16 protein-coding genes are annotated in these 14285 nt (G+C 70.6%); 12 read left to right on the forward strand and 4 right to left on the reverse strand.

Annotated features, from left to right (window positions below):
- Positions 1-108: 108 nt before the first annotated feature.
- A complete protein-coding gene (locus tag HNQ01_RS19570) occupies positions 109-708 on the reverse strand; it encodes a pyridoxamine 5'-phosphate oxidase family protein (protein WP_173807188.1) in 600 nt (199 codons plus the stop codon).
- 368 nt (positions 709-1076) lie between these two features.
- Here HNQ01_RS19570 and HNQ01_RS19575 point away from each other — a divergent pair, with 368 nt between their 5' ends.
- Positions 1077-1433 carry a DUF4148 domain-containing protein gene (locus HNQ01_RS19575; RefSeq protein ID WP_173807190.1) on the forward strand — a complete coding sequence of 119 codons (357 nt, stop codon included), beginning with the start codon at positions 1077-1079 and terminating at the stop codon, positions 1431-1433.
- Positions 1434-1449: 16 nt separating this feature from the next.
- Here HNQ01_RS19575 and HNQ01_RS19580 read toward each other — a convergent pair whose 3' ends face one another.
- The gene (locus tag HNQ01_RS19580) at positions 1450-2331 is read right to left on the reverse strand and encodes an NAD(P)-dependent oxidoreductase (protein ID WP_173807192.1); all 882 of its coding nucleotides are present in this window, start codon (positions 2329-2331) and stop codon (positions 1450-1452) included.
- A gap of 5 nt (positions 2332-2336) precedes the next feature.
- Positions 2337-3842 carry a lysine--tRNA ligase gene (lysS, locus tag HNQ01_RS19585; RefSeq protein ID WP_173807194.1) on the reverse strand — a complete coding sequence of 502 codons (1506 nt, stop codon included), beginning with the start codon at positions 3840-3842 and terminating at the stop codon, positions 2337-2339.
- Between the two features lie 158 nt (positions 3843-4000).
- On the opposite strand from lysS, the gene HNQ01_RS19590 reads away from it, so the two are divergent.
- The 11 genes from HNQ01_RS19590 to HNQ01_RS19640 are packed head-to-tail and all read left to right on the forward strand — an operon-like array spanning position 4001 to position 13907.
- Complete coding sequence (locus HNQ01_RS19590) at positions 4001-5059, forward strand: Gfo/Idh/MocA family protein (RefSeq protein ID WP_173807195.1); 1059 nt, start codon at positions 4001-4003, stop codon at positions 5057-5059.
- 29 nt (positions 5060-5088) lie between these two features.
- Positions 5089-5673, forward strand: coding sequence for an acyltransferase (locus HNQ01_RS19595; RefSeq protein ID WP_173807196.1), 585 nt, complete (start codon positions 5089-5091; stop codon positions 5671-5673).
- Positions 5674-5676: 3 nt separating this feature from the next.
- The gene (locus tag HNQ01_RS19600; protein ID WP_173807197.1) at positions 5677-6951 is read left to right on the forward strand and encodes an AAA family ATPase; all 1275 of its coding nucleotides are present in this window, start codon (positions 5677-5679) and stop codon (positions 6949-6951) included.
- Positions 6951-7460: a hypothetical protein gene (locus tag HNQ01_RS19605; protein WP_173807199.1), complete on the forward strand. Its 510-nt coding sequence runs from the start codon at positions 6951-6953 to the stop codon at positions 7458-7460. Before HNQ01_RS19600 ends, HNQ01_RS19605 begins: the two co-directional genes overlap by 1 nt.
- A gap of 4 nt (positions 7461-7464) precedes the next feature.
- On the forward strand, positions 7465-7737 hold the full coding sequence (locus tag HNQ01_RS19610) for a hypothetical protein (RefSeq protein ID WP_173807201.1): 273 nt from the start codon (positions 7465-7467) through the stop codon (positions 7735-7737).
- Positions 7738-7776: 39 nt separating this feature from the next.
- The gene (locus HNQ01_RS19615; protein ID WP_173807202.1) at positions 7777-8901 is read left to right on the forward strand and encodes a DegT/DnrJ/EryC1/StrS family aminotransferase; all 1125 of its coding nucleotides are present in this window, start codon (positions 7777-7779) and stop codon (positions 8899-8901) included.
- A 1-nt stretch (position 8902) separates the two neighbouring features.
- On the forward strand, positions 8903-10111 hold the full coding sequence (locus HNQ01_RS19620) for an oligosaccharide flippase family protein (RefSeq protein WP_286180999.1): 1209 nt from the start codon (positions 8903-8905) through the stop codon (positions 10109-10111).
- Positions 10108-10737 carry an acyltransferase gene (locus HNQ01_RS19625; protein WP_286181000.1) on the forward strand — a complete coding sequence of 210 codons (630 nt, stop codon included), beginning with the start codon at positions 10108-10110 and terminating at the stop codon, positions 10735-10737. Before HNQ01_RS19620 ends, HNQ01_RS19625 begins: the two co-directional genes overlap by 4 nt.
- A 1-nt stretch (position 10738) precedes the next feature.
- Entirely contained in the window at positions 10739-11878 is a 1140-nt protein-coding gene (locus HNQ01_RS19630) for a glycosyltransferase (protein ID WP_173807204.1), read from the forward strand.
- Positions 11879-11897: 19 nt separating this feature from the next.
- Positions 11898-13148 (forward strand): glycosyltransferase family 4 protein, encoded by a 1251-nt coding sequence (locus HNQ01_RS19635; protein WP_173807205.1) that lies wholly within the window; start codon positions 11898-11900, stop codon positions 13146-13148.
- Positions 13149-13181: 33 nt separating this feature from the next.
- Complete coding sequence (locus tag HNQ01_RS19640) at positions 13182-13907, forward strand: class I SAM-dependent methyltransferase (RefSeq protein ID WP_173807206.1); 726 nt, start codon at positions 13182-13184, stop codon at positions 13905-13907.
- Positions 13908-13920: 13 nt separating this feature from the next.
- Here the strand turns inward: HNQ01_RS19640 and HNQ01_RS19645 are convergent, their stop codons facing one another.
- Complete coding sequence (locus HNQ01_RS19645) at positions 13921-14247, reverse strand: YkgJ family cysteine cluster protein (RefSeq protein WP_173807207.1); 327 nt, start codon at positions 14245-14247, stop codon at positions 13921-13923.
- Positions 14248-14285 lie beyond the last annotated feature (38 nt).

Below are 14285 nucleotides of genomic sequence, written 5' to 3' on the forward strand. Positions count from 1 at the left end.
GACAGGGAGGCGGACACGGCGACGGATCTCGACTGGACGACACGCAAAGGGCGTGACGCGTCGATTGTCGCCGCTGCGCCGCTTCCTCGCACGCGGCCCGGTACCAGATCAGGGGACGCACCACCTCGCCGCCATCTCGGCGTCGCGGCAATCGAACACCGCGCGGCGATGACCGCCGGCGGCCAGCTCCAGCCAGTCCATCTCCAGCACCTGCAGGCGCATCACCGCGAAATGCGCGCGCACCTCGCCGGCGGACATCGCGCCGGCCGGATCCGCGGGTGCGGCCAGCCACAGCGGCGTGCCCGGCGCCTGCGGCGAGAGGTAGTCCTGCGCCGACGGGGTGTGCCGCAGCCGCGCCCAGCGCGAGGACACGTCCAGCCCGTCGGCGCGGACCTCGACGCGGCAGCGCAGCCGCAGCTGCCAGCCCAGCGCCCGCGACCAGCACACCAGCTGCGCACGCGGATCGGCACGCAGCTGCGCGACCTTGGGCGAGCGGGTGTCGGTGTAGACCAGCAGCGTGCGGGTGCGCTCCTCGACCTCGCGCAGCACGACGGTGCGCGCCTGCGGCCCGTCGACCGCGCAGACGGTGGCCAGCGTGGCCTGGCGCCATTCATGCCGGGGCTCCTGACTGGCCCGCACCAGCTCCTGCCACAGCAGCGGCCCCAGTTCGACGAGATCCGCCACGGATCCCGATACGGATGCATTCATCATGTTGACTCCCCGTGACTCCCCGGTCTTGCGGACACCTGCTCCCGCCCTGGCGTGCACACGCCAGTGTGACCCGCGATGGAGCAGGTGTATGTGCAGGAAATCCAAAAATGGCACACTCAATTATTTATATTGAAGGATTAATCATAATAAATTAATCCAAATAATTCATTTTTATTAATTCAATCCTGTTGCAGCAATACATGGAAACAGGACTGCGCGATCTCCGACAGCGCGAGACGCCCTGAGCCGATACCGGGCCGGCGACGCGCCGAGCACATTGGACGCATGGACGGAGCCGGTCACACATCCCGGCATCACCCGCCCAGCAGACTGCCTTCAACCGATGTGACTCAGGAATCCGGAACATGAAGATCTCCAAGACCCTCCATGCCCTGCTGGCCATGATCGCTGCGGCCACGGTGTCGACCGCAGCCTTCGCCGGAGAAAGCCCGAAGGGCTTCGCTCATGAGAGCGTCGGCCCGGCCAAGACCCGCGCCGAGGTGATGTCCGAGCTGGAACAGGCCCGCAAGGACGGCACGCTGCACGCGCTGTGGAAGGACGGCACCGTCGGCACCGCGCGCAGCACGCCCGGCGTGACACGCGAGGAGGTCCGTGCCGAGCTCGCCGAAGCCCGCACCACCGGCGAATACGCGATGCTGCGCGCCGACGAGCCCGCACGCGTCCAGGTGACGCCGGAAGCCTCCGCCCCGGCAGTGAACTGATCCGGCGCCGCCGGGCTCAGCCGCCGGGCGGGGCCAGACGGCGGCGACGGAACAGTTCGAGCACCGCACCGTCGTCATGCTCGCCCAGACCGGACGAGCAGGCGGTGCGGAAGACCGACAGCGCCGCCTCGCCGAAAGGAGAGCGCTCGCCGGCGCCCTGCAGCATCTGCAGCGCCAGCGTCAGGTCCTTCGTCAGGATCTGCATGTGCGCACGCGGCGCGTGGTCGCCCTCGAGCGCACGCGGCATGCGGTCGTCGGTGATCCAGGCCTGGCCGGAGCTGGCGGAAATCACCTGCTGCAGCAGATGGATGTCCAGGCCCATGCGCTCGCCGGTGGCCAGCGCCGCGGCGCCTGCGACCAGGTGCACGCCGGCGAGCAGGTTGTTGATCAGCTTGACCCGCGCGGCGTCGCCCGGCCTGTCGCTGACCAGGAAGGTGCGGCCGGCCAGATCGGCCAGCACCGCCGAATGGCGGGTGCGCGCGGCCTCGACGGCGGCGAGCATCAGGCTGATCGTGCCGTTGCGCGCCTTGGCCGGACCGCCGGAGACCGGCGCGTCGAGCAGCTCGGCGCCGCGCGCGCGCACCAGCCGCGCAAAGCGCTCGACCTCGGCCGGCGCGAGGGTGCTGCAGATCATCACGTCGACCGGCGGCGCCGACAGCACGCCGCCCGGGCCGCACAGCACCTCGTCGACCTGCGCCGCGTCGACCACCGCGATGATCAGCAGCTCGCAGGACTCGGCCACCGCCGCCGGCGTCGGCAGCACCCGCGCGCCCGACTTCGCGGCGATGCGCTCGGGCACCTTGCGCAGGTCGCGCACGTTGACGCCGTGGCCGCGGTCGATCAGGCGCTGCGCCAGCCCCAGACCGATGTTGCCGATGCCGATGACGCCGATGTCCACGCGACTCAGCCCTCGCGGCGCAGCGCCGGGAACAGGATCACGTCGCGGATGCTGGGCGAGTCGGTCAGCAGCATGATCAGGCGGTCGATGCCGATGCCGCAGCCGCCGGCCGGCGGCATGCCGTATTCCAGCGCGCGGATGAAGTCGGCGTCGTAATACATCGCCTCGTCGTCGCCGGCCTCCTTGTTGGCGACCTGCGACTGGAAGCGCGCGGCCTGGTCCTCGGCGTCGTTCAGCTCGGAGAAGCCGTTGCCGTACTCGCGGCCGGTGATGAACAGCTCGAAGCGCTCGGTGATCGCCGGATTGGTGTCCGACGCCCGCGCCAGCGGCGAGACCTCGACCGGATAGTCGATGATGAAGGTCGGCTGCCAGAGCTTCTCCTCGACCGCCGCCTCGAACAGGCCGAACTGCAGCTGCGACAGGCCCCAGTGCTTCGGCGGCTCCTCGCCGAGCGACTTCAGCTTGGCGTGGATCGCGTCGGCATCGTCGGCCTCGGCTTGCGAGAGGCCGGCGTGCACCACCAGCGAGTCGCGCACCGACAGGCGCGCGAAGGGCTCGTCCAGATGGACTTCCTTTCCGGCGTAGGTCACGCGGGCCGCGCCGGTGGCGGCGATCGCCGCCTGGCGCAGCAGGTTCTCGGTGAAGTCCATCAGGTCATGATGGTTCCAGTACGCCGCATAGAACTCCATCATCGTGAATTCCGGGTTGTGCCGGACCGAGATGCCTTCGTTGCGGAAGTTGCGGTTGATCTCGAACACGCGTTCGAAGCCGCCCACCAGCAGGCGCTTCAGATACAGCTCCGGCGCGATGCGCAGGAACATCTCCTGGTCGAGCGCGTTGTGGTGCGTGATGAAGGGCTTGGCGTTGGCGCCGCCCGGGATCGGATGCAGCATCGGCGTCTCGACCTCGAGGAAGCCGTTGTCGATCATGAACTCGCGGATGCTCGACACCGCCTTGGAGCGGGCGCGGAAGCGCGCGCGTGCGGCGTCGTCGGTGATCAGGTCGACGTAGCGCTGGCGGTACTTCTGCTCCTGGTCGGTCATGCCGTGGAACTTGTCGGGCAGCGGGCGCAGCGCCTTGGTCAGCAGACGGATCGAGGTGACCTTGATCGACAGCTCGCCGGTCTTGGTGCGGAAGAGCGTGCCTTCGGCGCCGAGGATGTCGCCCAGGTCCCAGCGCTTGAAGTCGGCCAGCTTCTCGGGGCCGACATTGTCCTGGGTGACGTAGAGCTGGATGCGACCGGTGCCGTCCTGCAGCGTGGCGAAGCAGGCCTTGCCCATGACGCGCTTGAGCATCATGCGGCCACCGATGCAGGCCGCGATCGGCGCGGCCTCGAGCGCCTCGTTGTCCTTGCCTTCGGCCGCGGCCAGCAGGTCGGCGGCGTGGTCGCGCGGCTTGAAGTCGTTCGGGAAGGCGACGCCCTGGGCGCGGATCTGGCTGAGTTTCTCGCGGCGTTCGGCGATCAGCTGGTTGTCGTCGGCGGGAACGGGAGTGGGGGCGGCGTGGCTCATCGTCGGCTCGGCTCGGCCCGGCCGCGGCGGGCGCGGCAGGCGGGTGTCGTGTGGAGGGAAGGATTTCGCGGCGATTCTAGGCCTGCTCGCCCCCCGCCTAAAATCGATCGACCGTCCCGCCGCCCCATCGCGGCCCCTCTGCCGCCCGTTTTGCCACCATGACCGTCGCCTTCCCCATCACCGACCGCAAGATCCGCTTCGCCCTGGTGGGCTGCGGCCGCATCGCGAAGAACCATTTCGGCGCGCTGGCGCAGCATGCCGACCGCGCCGAGCTGGTGGCCGTCTGCGACAAGGTGCCCGAGCGCGCCGCGGCCGCCGCCGCGCAGACCGGCGCACGCGCCTTCACCTCGCTGGAAGCGATGCTGGCTGAAGTCGATGCCGACATCGTCGTGCTCACCACGCCCAGCGGCCTGCACCCTCAGCAGGCGATCCGCGCCGCGCGCGCCGGCCGCCATGTGCTCTCCGAGAAGCCGATGGCCACCAAGTGGGACGAGGGCATGGCGATGGTGCGCGAGTGCCGCGATGCCGGCGTCAAGCTCTTCGTCGTCAAGCAGAACCGCCTGAACGCGACGATGCAGCTGCTGAAGAAGGCGATCGACGAGAAGCGCTTCGGCCGCATCCACATGGTGACGGTCAACGTCTTCTGGACCCGGCCGCAGAGCTACTACGACGAGGCGCCGTGGCGCGGCCGCTGGGACATGGACGGCGGCGCCTTCATGAACCAGGCCAGCCACTACGTCGACATGGTCGACTGGCTGGTCGGCCCGGTCGACAACGTGCATGCCTACACCGCGACGCAGGGCCGCGACATCGAGGCCGAGGACTCGGGCGTGATGAGCCTGCGCCTGCGCGCCGGGGGGCTCGCCAGCATCAACGTGACGATGCTGACCTACCCGAAGAACCTCGAAGGCTCGATCACCGTGCTGGGCGAGCGCGGCACGGTGCGCATCGGCGGCGTGGCGGTGAACGACATCCAGCACTGGGAATTCGACGCGCCCCGCCCCGAAGACGAGCAGATCAAGGCCGCCAGCTACGCCACCACCTCGGTCTACGGCTTCGGCCATCCGCTCTACTACGCCAACGTCATCGACACGCTGCGCGGCGAGGCCCATGCCGAGGTCGACGGCTACAGCGGCCTGCGCTCGCTGGAAGTGCTGATCGCCGGCTACCGCTCGGCGCGCGACGGCGTGCGTGTCGGCCTGCCGCTGGTGTTCTGAGCCGAGCCCCCTCAACCCGGAGAACCGACATGGACACGCCCGCCTGGCACCACGACAGCGCGATCATCGACGACGGCGCCCAGCTCGGGCCCGGCACCAAGGTCTGGCATTTCAGCCATGTCTGCGCCGGCGCGCGCATCGGCGCGGGCTGCTCGCTCGGCCAGAACGTCTTCGTCGGCAACGACGTGGTGATCGGCTCGGGCGTGAAGATCCAGAACAACGTCTCGGTCTATGACGCGGTGACGCTGGAGGACGACGTCTTCTGCGGCCCCAGCGTCGTCTTCACCAATGTCTACAACCCGCGCGCGGCGGTGTCGCGCAAGCACGAATACCTGCGCACCGTCGTGAAGCGCGGCGCCACGCTGGGCGCCAACTGCACCCTCGTCTGCGGCACCACGGTGGGCGAGCACGCCTTCGTCGGCGCCGGCAGCGTGGTCAACCGCGACGTGCCGGCCTTCGCGCTGATGGTGGGCGTGCCGGCCAGGCGCATCGGCTGGATGAGCCGCCACGGCGAGCGCCTGGGCCTGCCGGTGCGCGGCGAGGGCGAGGCGACGTGTCCGGCGACGGGGGAGCGGTATCGGCTCGTCGGCGACGTGGTGATCATGGTGGAGTGACGGATGACGAACGACTCCCTAAACCCACAAGCAGCGCCTGCCATCACGAGCAAGCGGGCTCGCGTCACCAGACCGGCGGCCGCTCCTCGCCTGCAAATCGAGCATCTTGGGCCGATCCTGTCGGCCGATGTGACCTTCGGCGACCTGACCGTGATCGTCGGCCCGCAGGCTACTGGCAAAAGCATCTTTCTACAAACACTCAAGCTGCTGATCGACCGCGATCACATCCACGATACCTTCCGCCATCACAACGTCAATGTGGCAGGACGGGCCGAAGCCTTCTTGGAAGGCTATTTTGGCGGCGGCATGGCCGGGGCCTGGAACACGGAAACCTCCGCGCTGACTTGGAACGGCAAGAAGATCAACCTGCCGGACTATGCCTCGCCCGGAAAGGCACCCAAGAGTCGCATCAAGCACGAACGGCTTTTCTATATTCCTGCGCAGCGCGTCATGAGTCTGCCAGGCGGCGTGTCTCAGAATTTCGGGCAGTTCAATTACGGCGATCCCTACACCCTTCGCGTTTTTAGCGATGCCGTGCATGACCTGATCCAGAACGAATTCGGTGCCCAGGGAGAACTGTTCCCCTCCCCGCGGAAGCTCAACAAGAGTCTGCGCACCCCGATCCACCAGCATCTTTTTGGTGGTGGCAAGCTACTGATCGACGAGTCGAACTTCACGAAGCGTCTGGCGCTGCAGCTGGATGGCCAGTCCAAAGCGCTAGGCTTCTTGTCTTGGTCTGCCGGTCAGCGCGAATTCACGCCGCTGCTGATGGGCCTATACTGGCTGTGCCAAGTCCCCAACCCTCAGCGCATGTCAGGCGCAAGCCAGGACGAGGTGATCGAATGGGTGGTGCTCGAAGAGCCGGAAATGGGCCTGCACCCCCAAGGCATCTCCGCCGTGCTGCTGCTGGTTCTGGAATTGATGCGGCGAGGCTATCGGGTCGTCATTTCGACCCATTCGCCGGTCGTGCTGGAAATGATCTGGGCTATACAGGAGTTCAAGCAGCTTGGAGCCACGGAAAAAGACATCCGCGACCTGTTCAGCCTGAAGGCAGAGGACTCCGCCAAGAAACTGGCTCAAGCCGCCCTGTCGAAGGATTACCGTGTCTACTTCTTCGACCGCCAGAGTCCAGTCCGGGACATCTCGGCGCTGGACCCGGGAGCGCTGGAGCAGGCCGAATCCGAATGGGGCGGCATCACCGGCTTCTCATCGCGCGTGAACGCCACCATCGCCACCGCCGTGAACCGCGCAGCAGTCCGCACCGGAACCTCGATCTGATGGCCACCCGTCGCCAAGCCAGCGCTCGATCCGGGCAAGCCCCGTCCGACTTCGAGCACGCCTGCCACCATGCGGAACTGGAGCCGCAACCCGGGCTGAGCGCCGTCAAGGGTGAATACCGTCCGGGCGTGGCGCTGAAGCCAGGCCACCGCCACACGGCAAGCGTCGATCTGGATGCCTGCCTTCTGGCCAGCGAGCCCACGGCAGCCCGGTGGGACTACGGCATCGGCGTGCGCGGTGAGTCGGGCCAGGAAAGTCTGTTCTGGCTGGAAGCCCACCCGGCATCCAGCACAGGAGAAGTGCAGAAGATGCTCGACAAGTTGGCCTGGCTGAAAGACAAGCTGAACCAGCCCGCCTTCGAGCATTTGCGCAGTCTCGAACACAAGGTCTCAGCCTACCGCTGGCTGGCCATGACCGGGGCCATCCGTATCCTGCCCCACAGCGCGGAAGCCAAGCGACTCGCCAAGGCGGGACTGTCTTCTCCTCAGCGGCGAGTCGAGCTGCCCTGACGCCATGCCCTTTGCCACCGCGTTCCGCCCATGGCGCCTGCTCCTGGTCCTGGCGGCCGCCCTGGCGCTGGCCTTCTGGACACAGGCCCAGCTCGCGCTGGCCGGGCAGCGCTGGCACCGCGAGCGGCTTCACCAGTTCGTCGGCAGCCCCTTTCCCTCGGCAGACGAGCTGCAGGCGATGGACTGGGGCACGCCGCTGCTGCTGGCGCTGCTGCCCTGGGTCGTGGCGCTGCTCGGGCTCGGGGTGCGCCGCTGGTGGCGCCGGCGAGCCGCCTGAGCGGGTCGGATCGGGGCGCTCTGCAACAATCCGGCCACCATGCAATTCATCGACCTCAAGACCCCCTACGCCGCGCTGAAGACCGACATCGACGCGGCGATCCATCGCGTGCTCGATCACGGCCAGTACATCATGGGGCCGGAGGTGAAGGCGCTCGAGGCCGCGCTGGCGACGTTTGCCGGCACGAAGCACTGCGTGACCGTCTCCAGCGGCACCGAGGCGCTGCTGATCGCGCTGATGGCGCTGGGCGTGAAGGCGGGCGACGAGGTCATCACCACGCCCTTCACCTTCGCCGCGACCGCCGAGGTGATCGCGCTGCTGGGCGCGCGGCCGGTCTTCGTCGACATCGAGCCCGACACCTGCAACATCGATCCTCGCCTGATCGAGGCGGCGATCACGCCGAAGACACGCGCGATCATGCCGGTGAGCCTCTACGGCCAGGTCGCCGACATGGCCGAGATCAACGCGATCGCCGCGCGCCACGGCCTGCCGGTGGTGGAGGACGCGGCGCAGAGCTTCGGCGCCACCTACCAGGGCCGGCGCAGCGGCGCCACCAGCACGATCGGCTGCACCAGCTTCTTCCCGAGCAAGCCGCTGGGCTGCTACGGCGACGGCGGCGCGCTCTTCACCGACGACGACGCGCTGGCGCAGGCCGCGCGCGAGATCCGCGTGCACGGCCAGAGCGCGCGCTACACGCACACCCGCGTCGGCGTGGGCGGGCGCATGGACACGATCCAGTGCGCGGTCGTGCTGGCCAAGCTGCCGCGCTTCGAGTGGGAACTGCAGCGCCGGCGCGAGCTGGGCGCGCGCTACCACGCGCTGCTGGCGCCGCTGGCCGCACGCCATCCCGGCTTCGGCCTGCTGACCGTGCGGCCGGACCGCGACTGCGTCTGGGGCCAGTACACCGTGTTCGTGCCGGAGCGGGCCAAGGTGCAGGCCGCGCTGCAGGCCGCCGGCATCCCGACCGCCGTGCACTACCCGAAACCGCTGCACCACCAGACGGCCTATGCCGACGCGGTCGCCACCGGCGGCTGCCCGAACAGCGTCGCCGCCGCCGCCCGCGTGATGAGCCTGCCGATGAGCCCGGACCTGACCGAGGCCGACCAGGACCGCGTCGTGGCGGCGCTGGCCGAGGCGCTGGCCGGACTGGCCGCGGACGCCTGAGTTGCTGCGCGCGACGCTGACGCTGCTGGCCGGCGGCGCGCTGGCGCAGGCGCTGCCGCTGCTGCTCGGGCCGCTGCTGACGCGGCTGTACACGCCGGACGAGTTCGGCGCCTTCCACCTGTTCGCCGCGGTGGCGACGAATCTGGGCGTCGTCGCCTGCGGGCGCTACGAATTCGCGCTGCCGCTGGCGCGCGACGCGGGCGAGGCGGCGGCGCTGTGGCGCCTGGCGCTGCGGCTGGCGGCCGGGCTGGGCGTGCTGGCCGGGCTGGGCGGCATCGGCTGGGCGCTGCAGGCCGGCGCCGGCTGGGCGCTGTGGCTCGGGCCGGCGGTGGCCGTCGGCGGCCTGCTGTCGCTGGCGACGATGTGGGCGACCCGCCACGAGCGCTTCCGGGCGCTGGCCCTTGCGCGCGTGCTGCAGTACGGCGGCGCGGCGCTGGCGCAGGCGCTGGCCGGCGTGCTGCACGGCGGCGTGGCCGGGCTGGTGATCGCGCCGGTGCTGGCGCAGGCGCTGGCCGCGCTGACGCTGCTGGCGGTCTCGCCGCGTCCCGGCCGCGAGGCCACGGCGCCCGGGCTCGGCGAGGTCGCACGCCGCCACCGCGACTTCCCGCTGCTGAACACGCCGCACGCCTTTCTCGGCGCACTGCAGGACACCGTCTCGCTGGCGCTGATCGCGGCCGCGCTCGGTCCGGCGGCGGCCGGCTTCTGGGGTCTGTCGCTGCGCTATCTGAAGGCGCCCGCCTCGCTGGTCGGGGGTGCGGTGTCGCAGGCACTCTACCCGCGCCTGACCGCGGACGGCGCCGGCCCCAACCCGGCCGGGCGTGATGCGGTGCGCCGGATCATGGCGCTGCTGGGCGCGGCGGCGCTGGCGCTCGCGGCCGCGCTCGGCCTGGCCGGGCCGTGGCTGTTCGCGACGCTGTTCGGGCCGGGCTGGCGCGAGGCCGGCGAGCTCGCGCGCGTGCTGGCGCCCTACATCGGCGCGCATTTCGTCGCCGCCCCGCTGGCGGTGGTGACCATGGCCTGGCAGGCGCAGGGCTGGGCGCTGCGCCTGGCGCTGTGGGGCCAGGGCGCCTTCGTCGGCGCCCTGGCGCTCGGGCTGCATCTGGGCGGGCTTCAGGGCGCGGGCCTGGCGGTGTCGCTGGCGATGCTGCTCTACTTCGGCTTCTACTTCTGGCGGCTGGCCACCTGGCCGGTCGGGGAGACCCCGCGATGAACACCCTGGCGCTGCGCGCCGCCGTCAACCGCTGGCGCCGCCGCCTGCTGCGGCCGCTGCTGTTTCGCGTGCTGTTCGGCGAACGCTCGCAAGGCCGCGACCTGCCGCACACCCGCATCGCGCCGTCGACCTGCATCGAGCACGAGGACGGCCTGCGCCTGGGCGACCATGTCTTCATCGGCCACTTCAACCTGATCGAGGCCAGCGGCGGCGTGACGATCGGCGACGGCGTGCAGATCACCAGCCACTGCGCCATCGTCACCCACAGCTCGCACCGCAGCCTGCGCCTGCTCGGACCCGCCTTCGCCACCTGGGCCGGCCCGGGCCCGCGTCCGGGCTGGATCGCCGGGCCGGTCGAGATCGGCCCCTGGAGCTACATCGGTCCGCACTGCGTGATCGAGGCCGGAACCCGCCTGGGCCGCGGCACGATCGTCAAGGCGGGCACCCGGGTGAGGGGTACGTTTCCGGATTTCGCAATCCTGGAGGGATCGCCCGCGAAAGTGGTCGGCGACAGCCGCGACGGGGATGAGACACTGCTGCAACGACATCCGCAATGCAGGGAGCAGCATGCCGCCTGGGCCGCCTCGCCGGCGCCCGGAGCGGCCGATGACAACGAGCCCCGCTGACATGGCCCGACGACTGATCCGCGACCTTCCCGAAGCCCTGCCAGAGACCGATCCCCCCGCCTACGGCCGCTGGCGCCATGTGCTGATCGGCGACGCCGAGAGCCCGCACCTGCTGAAATGGGCGCGCGCGCTGGCGCCGCAGGTCGACCTGTGGGTGGCCTCCAGCCGCGGCTTCGCGCCGGGCTTCGACGCGCTGGTGCCCGAGCGCTGCCGCTTCGCGCTCGGCGAGGACACGCGCCACGGCGGCGGCAATGTCGGCGTGCTGCGCCGGCTGCCCGAGCTGGGCCGCTGGCTGCAGCGGGTCGACGCCGACTGGCTGCATCCGCACTACCTGACCTCGCACGGCACGCTGACGGTGGCGGCGAAGAAGGGCTGGAAGCTGCGCGGGCACATCTGCGCCTCGGCCTGGGGCAGCGACATCCTGGTCACGCCGCAGCGCGGGCCGCACTACCGCTGGATCACCTCGCAGGTGCTGCGCGCCAGCACGCTGACCACCAGCGACTCCGAGCACATGGCCGCGCAGATGCGCCAGCTCGGCGCCGCCGAGGTGCAGGTCTTTCCCTTCGGCCTGGAGCGCATGCCGCCGGTGCCGGTGCGCAAGGCGCCGTGGACCTTCTTCGCCAACCGTGGCCTGGAGCCGATCTACCGCCCGGAGCGCGTGATCGCCGCCTTCGCGACCCTGGCCAGCGCCTTCCCCGAGGCGCGGCTGACGGTGGCCAACGACGGCTCGCTGCGCGGCGCGCTCGAGGCGCGCGTGGCCGAGCTGGGCCTGTCGCGCCATGTGGAGTTCGTCGGCCGGCTGGACGCGGTAACGCAGCAGCGCCACTACGAGCAGGCGCAGTGGTACCTCAGCCTGCCCTCGAGCGACTCGGTGGCGGTGTCGGTGCTGGAGGCGATGGCCAGCGGCTGCATTCCGATCCTGTCGGACCTGCCGGCCAACCACGAGCTGGTGCGCTCCGGCCACAACGGCCTGATCCTGACCGACACCCCGATCGAGCTGATGAACCTGCCGATGCAGCTCGCGCCGCTGCTGCCGCAGGCGCTGGAGATCGGCCGCGACAATCACGAATGGGTGCGGCTGCACGGCCAGTTCGCCCCGGCGGTGGTCGGCCTGCTCGACCGCATGGCCGAGCTGATGTGAGGCGCCGTCCCCGAGCCCGATGAATCTCCTCTACCTGAACCACTATGCCGGCACGCCCGCGCTCGGCATGGAATTCCGCCCCTACTACCTCGCGCGCGAATGGGTGCGCCTGGGCCACCGGGTGCAGATGGTGGCCTGCGCGACCTCGCATGTGCGCGCCACCGCACCCACGCCCCGCGGTCGCCCGGTCGAGCAGCCCGAGCACCAGGACATCGACGGCATCGACTACCTGTGGTTTCCCGGCCCGCCCTACCAGGGCAACGGCCTGGGCCGGGTCAAGAACATCTGGGCCTTCCTGAGCCAGGTCTGGCGTGCGGCGCCGGGCATCGCCACGCATTTCCGCCCCGACGTGGTGATCGCCTCGAGCACCTACCCGATGGACATCTGGGTGGCGCGCCGCCTGGCCCGGCTGGCCGGTGCGAAGCTGGTCTTCGAGGTGCACGACCTCTGGCCGCTGTCGCCGATCGAGCTCGGCGGCATGTCGCCGCGCCATCCCTTCATCCTGATGTGCCAGAAGGCCGAGGACGATGCCTACCGCGACGCCGACGTGGTCGTGTCGATGCTGCCGAAGGTGCACGAGCACATGGCCGGGCGCGGCCTGGACCTGCGCAAGCTGCACATCGTGCCCAACGGCATCACGCTCGACGAATGGGACGGCGCGCCCGAGCCGCTGCGCGAGGATGTCGCCGGTGCGGTCGCGGCGGCGCGGGCCGCCGGGCGCACGGTGGTGGGCTACGCCGGCTCGATGGGCCTGCCCAACGCGCTCGACACGCTGCTGGACGCGGCCAAGCGGCTGCGCGATGCCGGCGCCGCGATCGCCTTCGTGATGGTCGGCGGCGGCCACGAGCGCGATCGCCTGGCCGAGCGGGTGCGCACCGAGGGCCTGGAGGCCAGCGTCACGATGCTCGCGCCGATCCCCAAGCGCCAGATCCCGAGCTTCCTGGCCGGCATCGACATCGCCTACATCGGCTGGCAGCGCGTGCCCATCTACCGCTTCGGCATCGCGCCGAACAAGCTGATGGACTACATGATGGCCGGCTGCGCGGTGCTGCACTCGGTCGAGGCCGGCAACGACCCGGTCGCGGAGGCCGGCTGCGGCCTGACGGTGGCGCCGGAGTCTCCGGACGCGGTGGCCGAGGGGCTGCGCCGGCTCGCCGCGCTGCCCGCGGCCGAGCGCCGCGCGATGGGCGAGCGCGGCCGCGCCTTCGTGATGGCGAACCACACCTATCCGGTGCTGGCCCGGCGCTTCCTCCAGGCCTGCACCGGCTGACGTCCAGCCCCGGCCGTGGCAGCATCTCCGCCCATGGCCCACCCTCCTTCCCGCGACGACGAGACCGCCCGCATCGAGCAGCGCTACGCCCGCCGGGCCGCCGCCGGGCTGGCGGACCGCTACAGCCTGCTGCAGCCCGATGTCTGGCAGACCGTGCAGGAGCGCCAGCGCGCGATGCTCGGGCTGTTCGCCCGCCACGGCTGGCACGATCTGGCACGGCGCCAGATCGTCGAGGTCGGCTGCGGCGCCGGGGGCAACCTGCTCGAGCTGCTGCGTGCCGGCGTGCGCCCGGACCACCTGTGCGGCATCGAGCTGATGGCCGATCGCCATGCCGAGGCGCGCGCGGTGCTGCCGGCCGACGTGGTGCTGCATCTGGGCGACGCCTGCACCGCGCCGCTGGCCGAGGCCAGCGCCGATCTGGTGCTGCAGTCGACCGTCTTCTCCTCGCTGCTGGACGACGCCTTCCAGCAGCGCCTGGCCGACACGATGTGGCGCTGGGTGCGCCCCGGCGGTGCGGTGCTCTGGTACGACTTCACCTGGAACAACCCGCGCAACCGCGACGTGCGCGGCGTGACGCTGGCGCGGGTGCGCGAGCTCTTTCCGCACGGCCGCATCGAGGCGCGCCGCCTGACGCTGGCCCCGCCGCTGGCGCGCGCGGCCTGCCGCCTCTCGCCGGCGCTCTATCCGCTGCTGGGCGCGCTGCCGCCGCTGCGCACGCATGTGCTGGCGTGGATCGGCAAGCCCGGACGCGCGGACTGACGCGGCCGACGGCTCACGGCCCCGGCCGCTGCGCCAGCGCCGGCAGCCCGTGCGCCGCACGCGCCTTCAGGCAGTGCGCGTCGCCGGGCTCGACCTCGCGGCAGGGCGAGGGCCGCTGCGGGTAGACGCTGCAGCCGACCTCGCGGCCGATCTCGCCCTGGAGCGCGATGCAGCGCAGGCCGGCGCGCCGGCCGGTGCCCTTCATGCAGGCATGCCAGGGATCGACCGGCTCGGTCAGCCCGGCGGGCAGGCCGAGGGACTCGGCCTCGGCCCAGTAGAAGGAAACGCGGAAATGGGCGCAGCAGGCGCCGCAGCTCTGGCAGGGATTGAAGTCGGCCATGGGACGCGAACTTAGCACCGTCCGGAACTGCATTAGCA

It is taken from the genome of Sphaerotilus uruguayifluvii, from assembly GCF_013294065.1.
Classification (GTDB): domain Bacteria; phylum Pseudomonadota; class Gammaproteobacteria; order Burkholderiales; family Burkholderiaceae_C; genus Sphaerotilus; species Sphaerotilus uruguayifluvii.

What these genes read in the sequence shown, in the direction of transcription:
- HNQ01_RS19635 (WP_173807205.1), top strand. Translation starts at nt 11,898, where the DNA reads ATGAATCTCCTCTACCTGAACCACTATGCCGGCACGCCCGCGCTCGGC.
- HNQ01_RS19615 (WP_173807202.1), top strand. Translation starts at nt 7,777, where the DNA reads ATGCAATTCATCGACCTCAAGACCCCCTACGCCGCGCTGAAGACCGAC.
- HNQ01_RS19630 (WP_173807204.1), top strand. Translation starts at nt 10,739, where the DNA reads ATGGCCCGACGACTGATCCGCGACCTTCCCGAAGCCCTGCCAGAGACC.
- HNQ01_RS19595 (WP_173807196.1), top strand. Translation starts at nt 5,089, where the DNA reads ATGGACACGCCCGCCTGGCACCACGACAGCGCGATCATCGACGACGGC.
- HNQ01_RS19640 (WP_173807206.1), top strand. Translation starts at nt 13,182, where the DNA reads ATGGCCCACCCTCCTTCCCGCGACGACGAGACCGCCCGCATCGAGCAG.
- HNQ01_RS19610 (WP_173807201.1), top strand. Translation starts at nt 7,465, where the DNA reads ATGCCCTTTGCCACCGCGTTCCGCCCATGGCGCCTGCTCCTGGTCCTG.
- HNQ01_RS19590 (WP_173807195.1), top strand. Translation starts at nt 4,001, where the DNA reads ATGACCGTCGCCTTCCCCATCACCGACCGCAAGATCCGCTTCGCCCTG.
- HNQ01_RS19625 (WP_286181000.1), top strand. Translation starts at nt 10,108, where the DNA reads ATGAACACCCTGGCGCTGCGCGCCGCCGTCAACCGCTGGCGCCGCCGC.
- HNQ01_RS19605 (WP_173807199.1), top strand. Translation starts at nt 6,951, where the DNA reads ATGGCCACCCGTCGCCAAGCCAGCGCTCGATCCGGGCAAGCCCCGTCC.
- HNQ01_RS19575 (WP_173807190.1), top strand. Translation starts at nt 1,077, where the DNA reads ATGAAGATCTCCAAGACCCTCCATGCCCTGCTGGCCATGATCGCTGCG.
- lysS (WP_173807194.1), bottom strand. Translation starts at nt 3,842, where the DNA reads ATGAGCCACGCCGCCCCCACTCCCGTTCCCGCCGACGACAACCAGCTG.
- HNQ01_RS19570 (WP_173807188.1), bottom strand. Translation starts at nt 708, where the DNA reads ATGAATGCATCCGTATCGGGATCCGTGGCGGATCTCGTCGAACTGGGG.
- HNQ01_RS19600 (WP_173807197.1), top strand. Translation starts at nt 5,677, where the DNA reads ATGACGAACGACTCCCTAAACCCACAAGCAGCGCCTGCCATCACGAGC.
- HNQ01_RS19645 (WP_173807207.1), bottom strand. Translation starts at nt 14,247, where the DNA reads ATGGCCGACTTCAATCCCTGCCAGAGCTGCGGCGCCTGCTGCGCCCAT.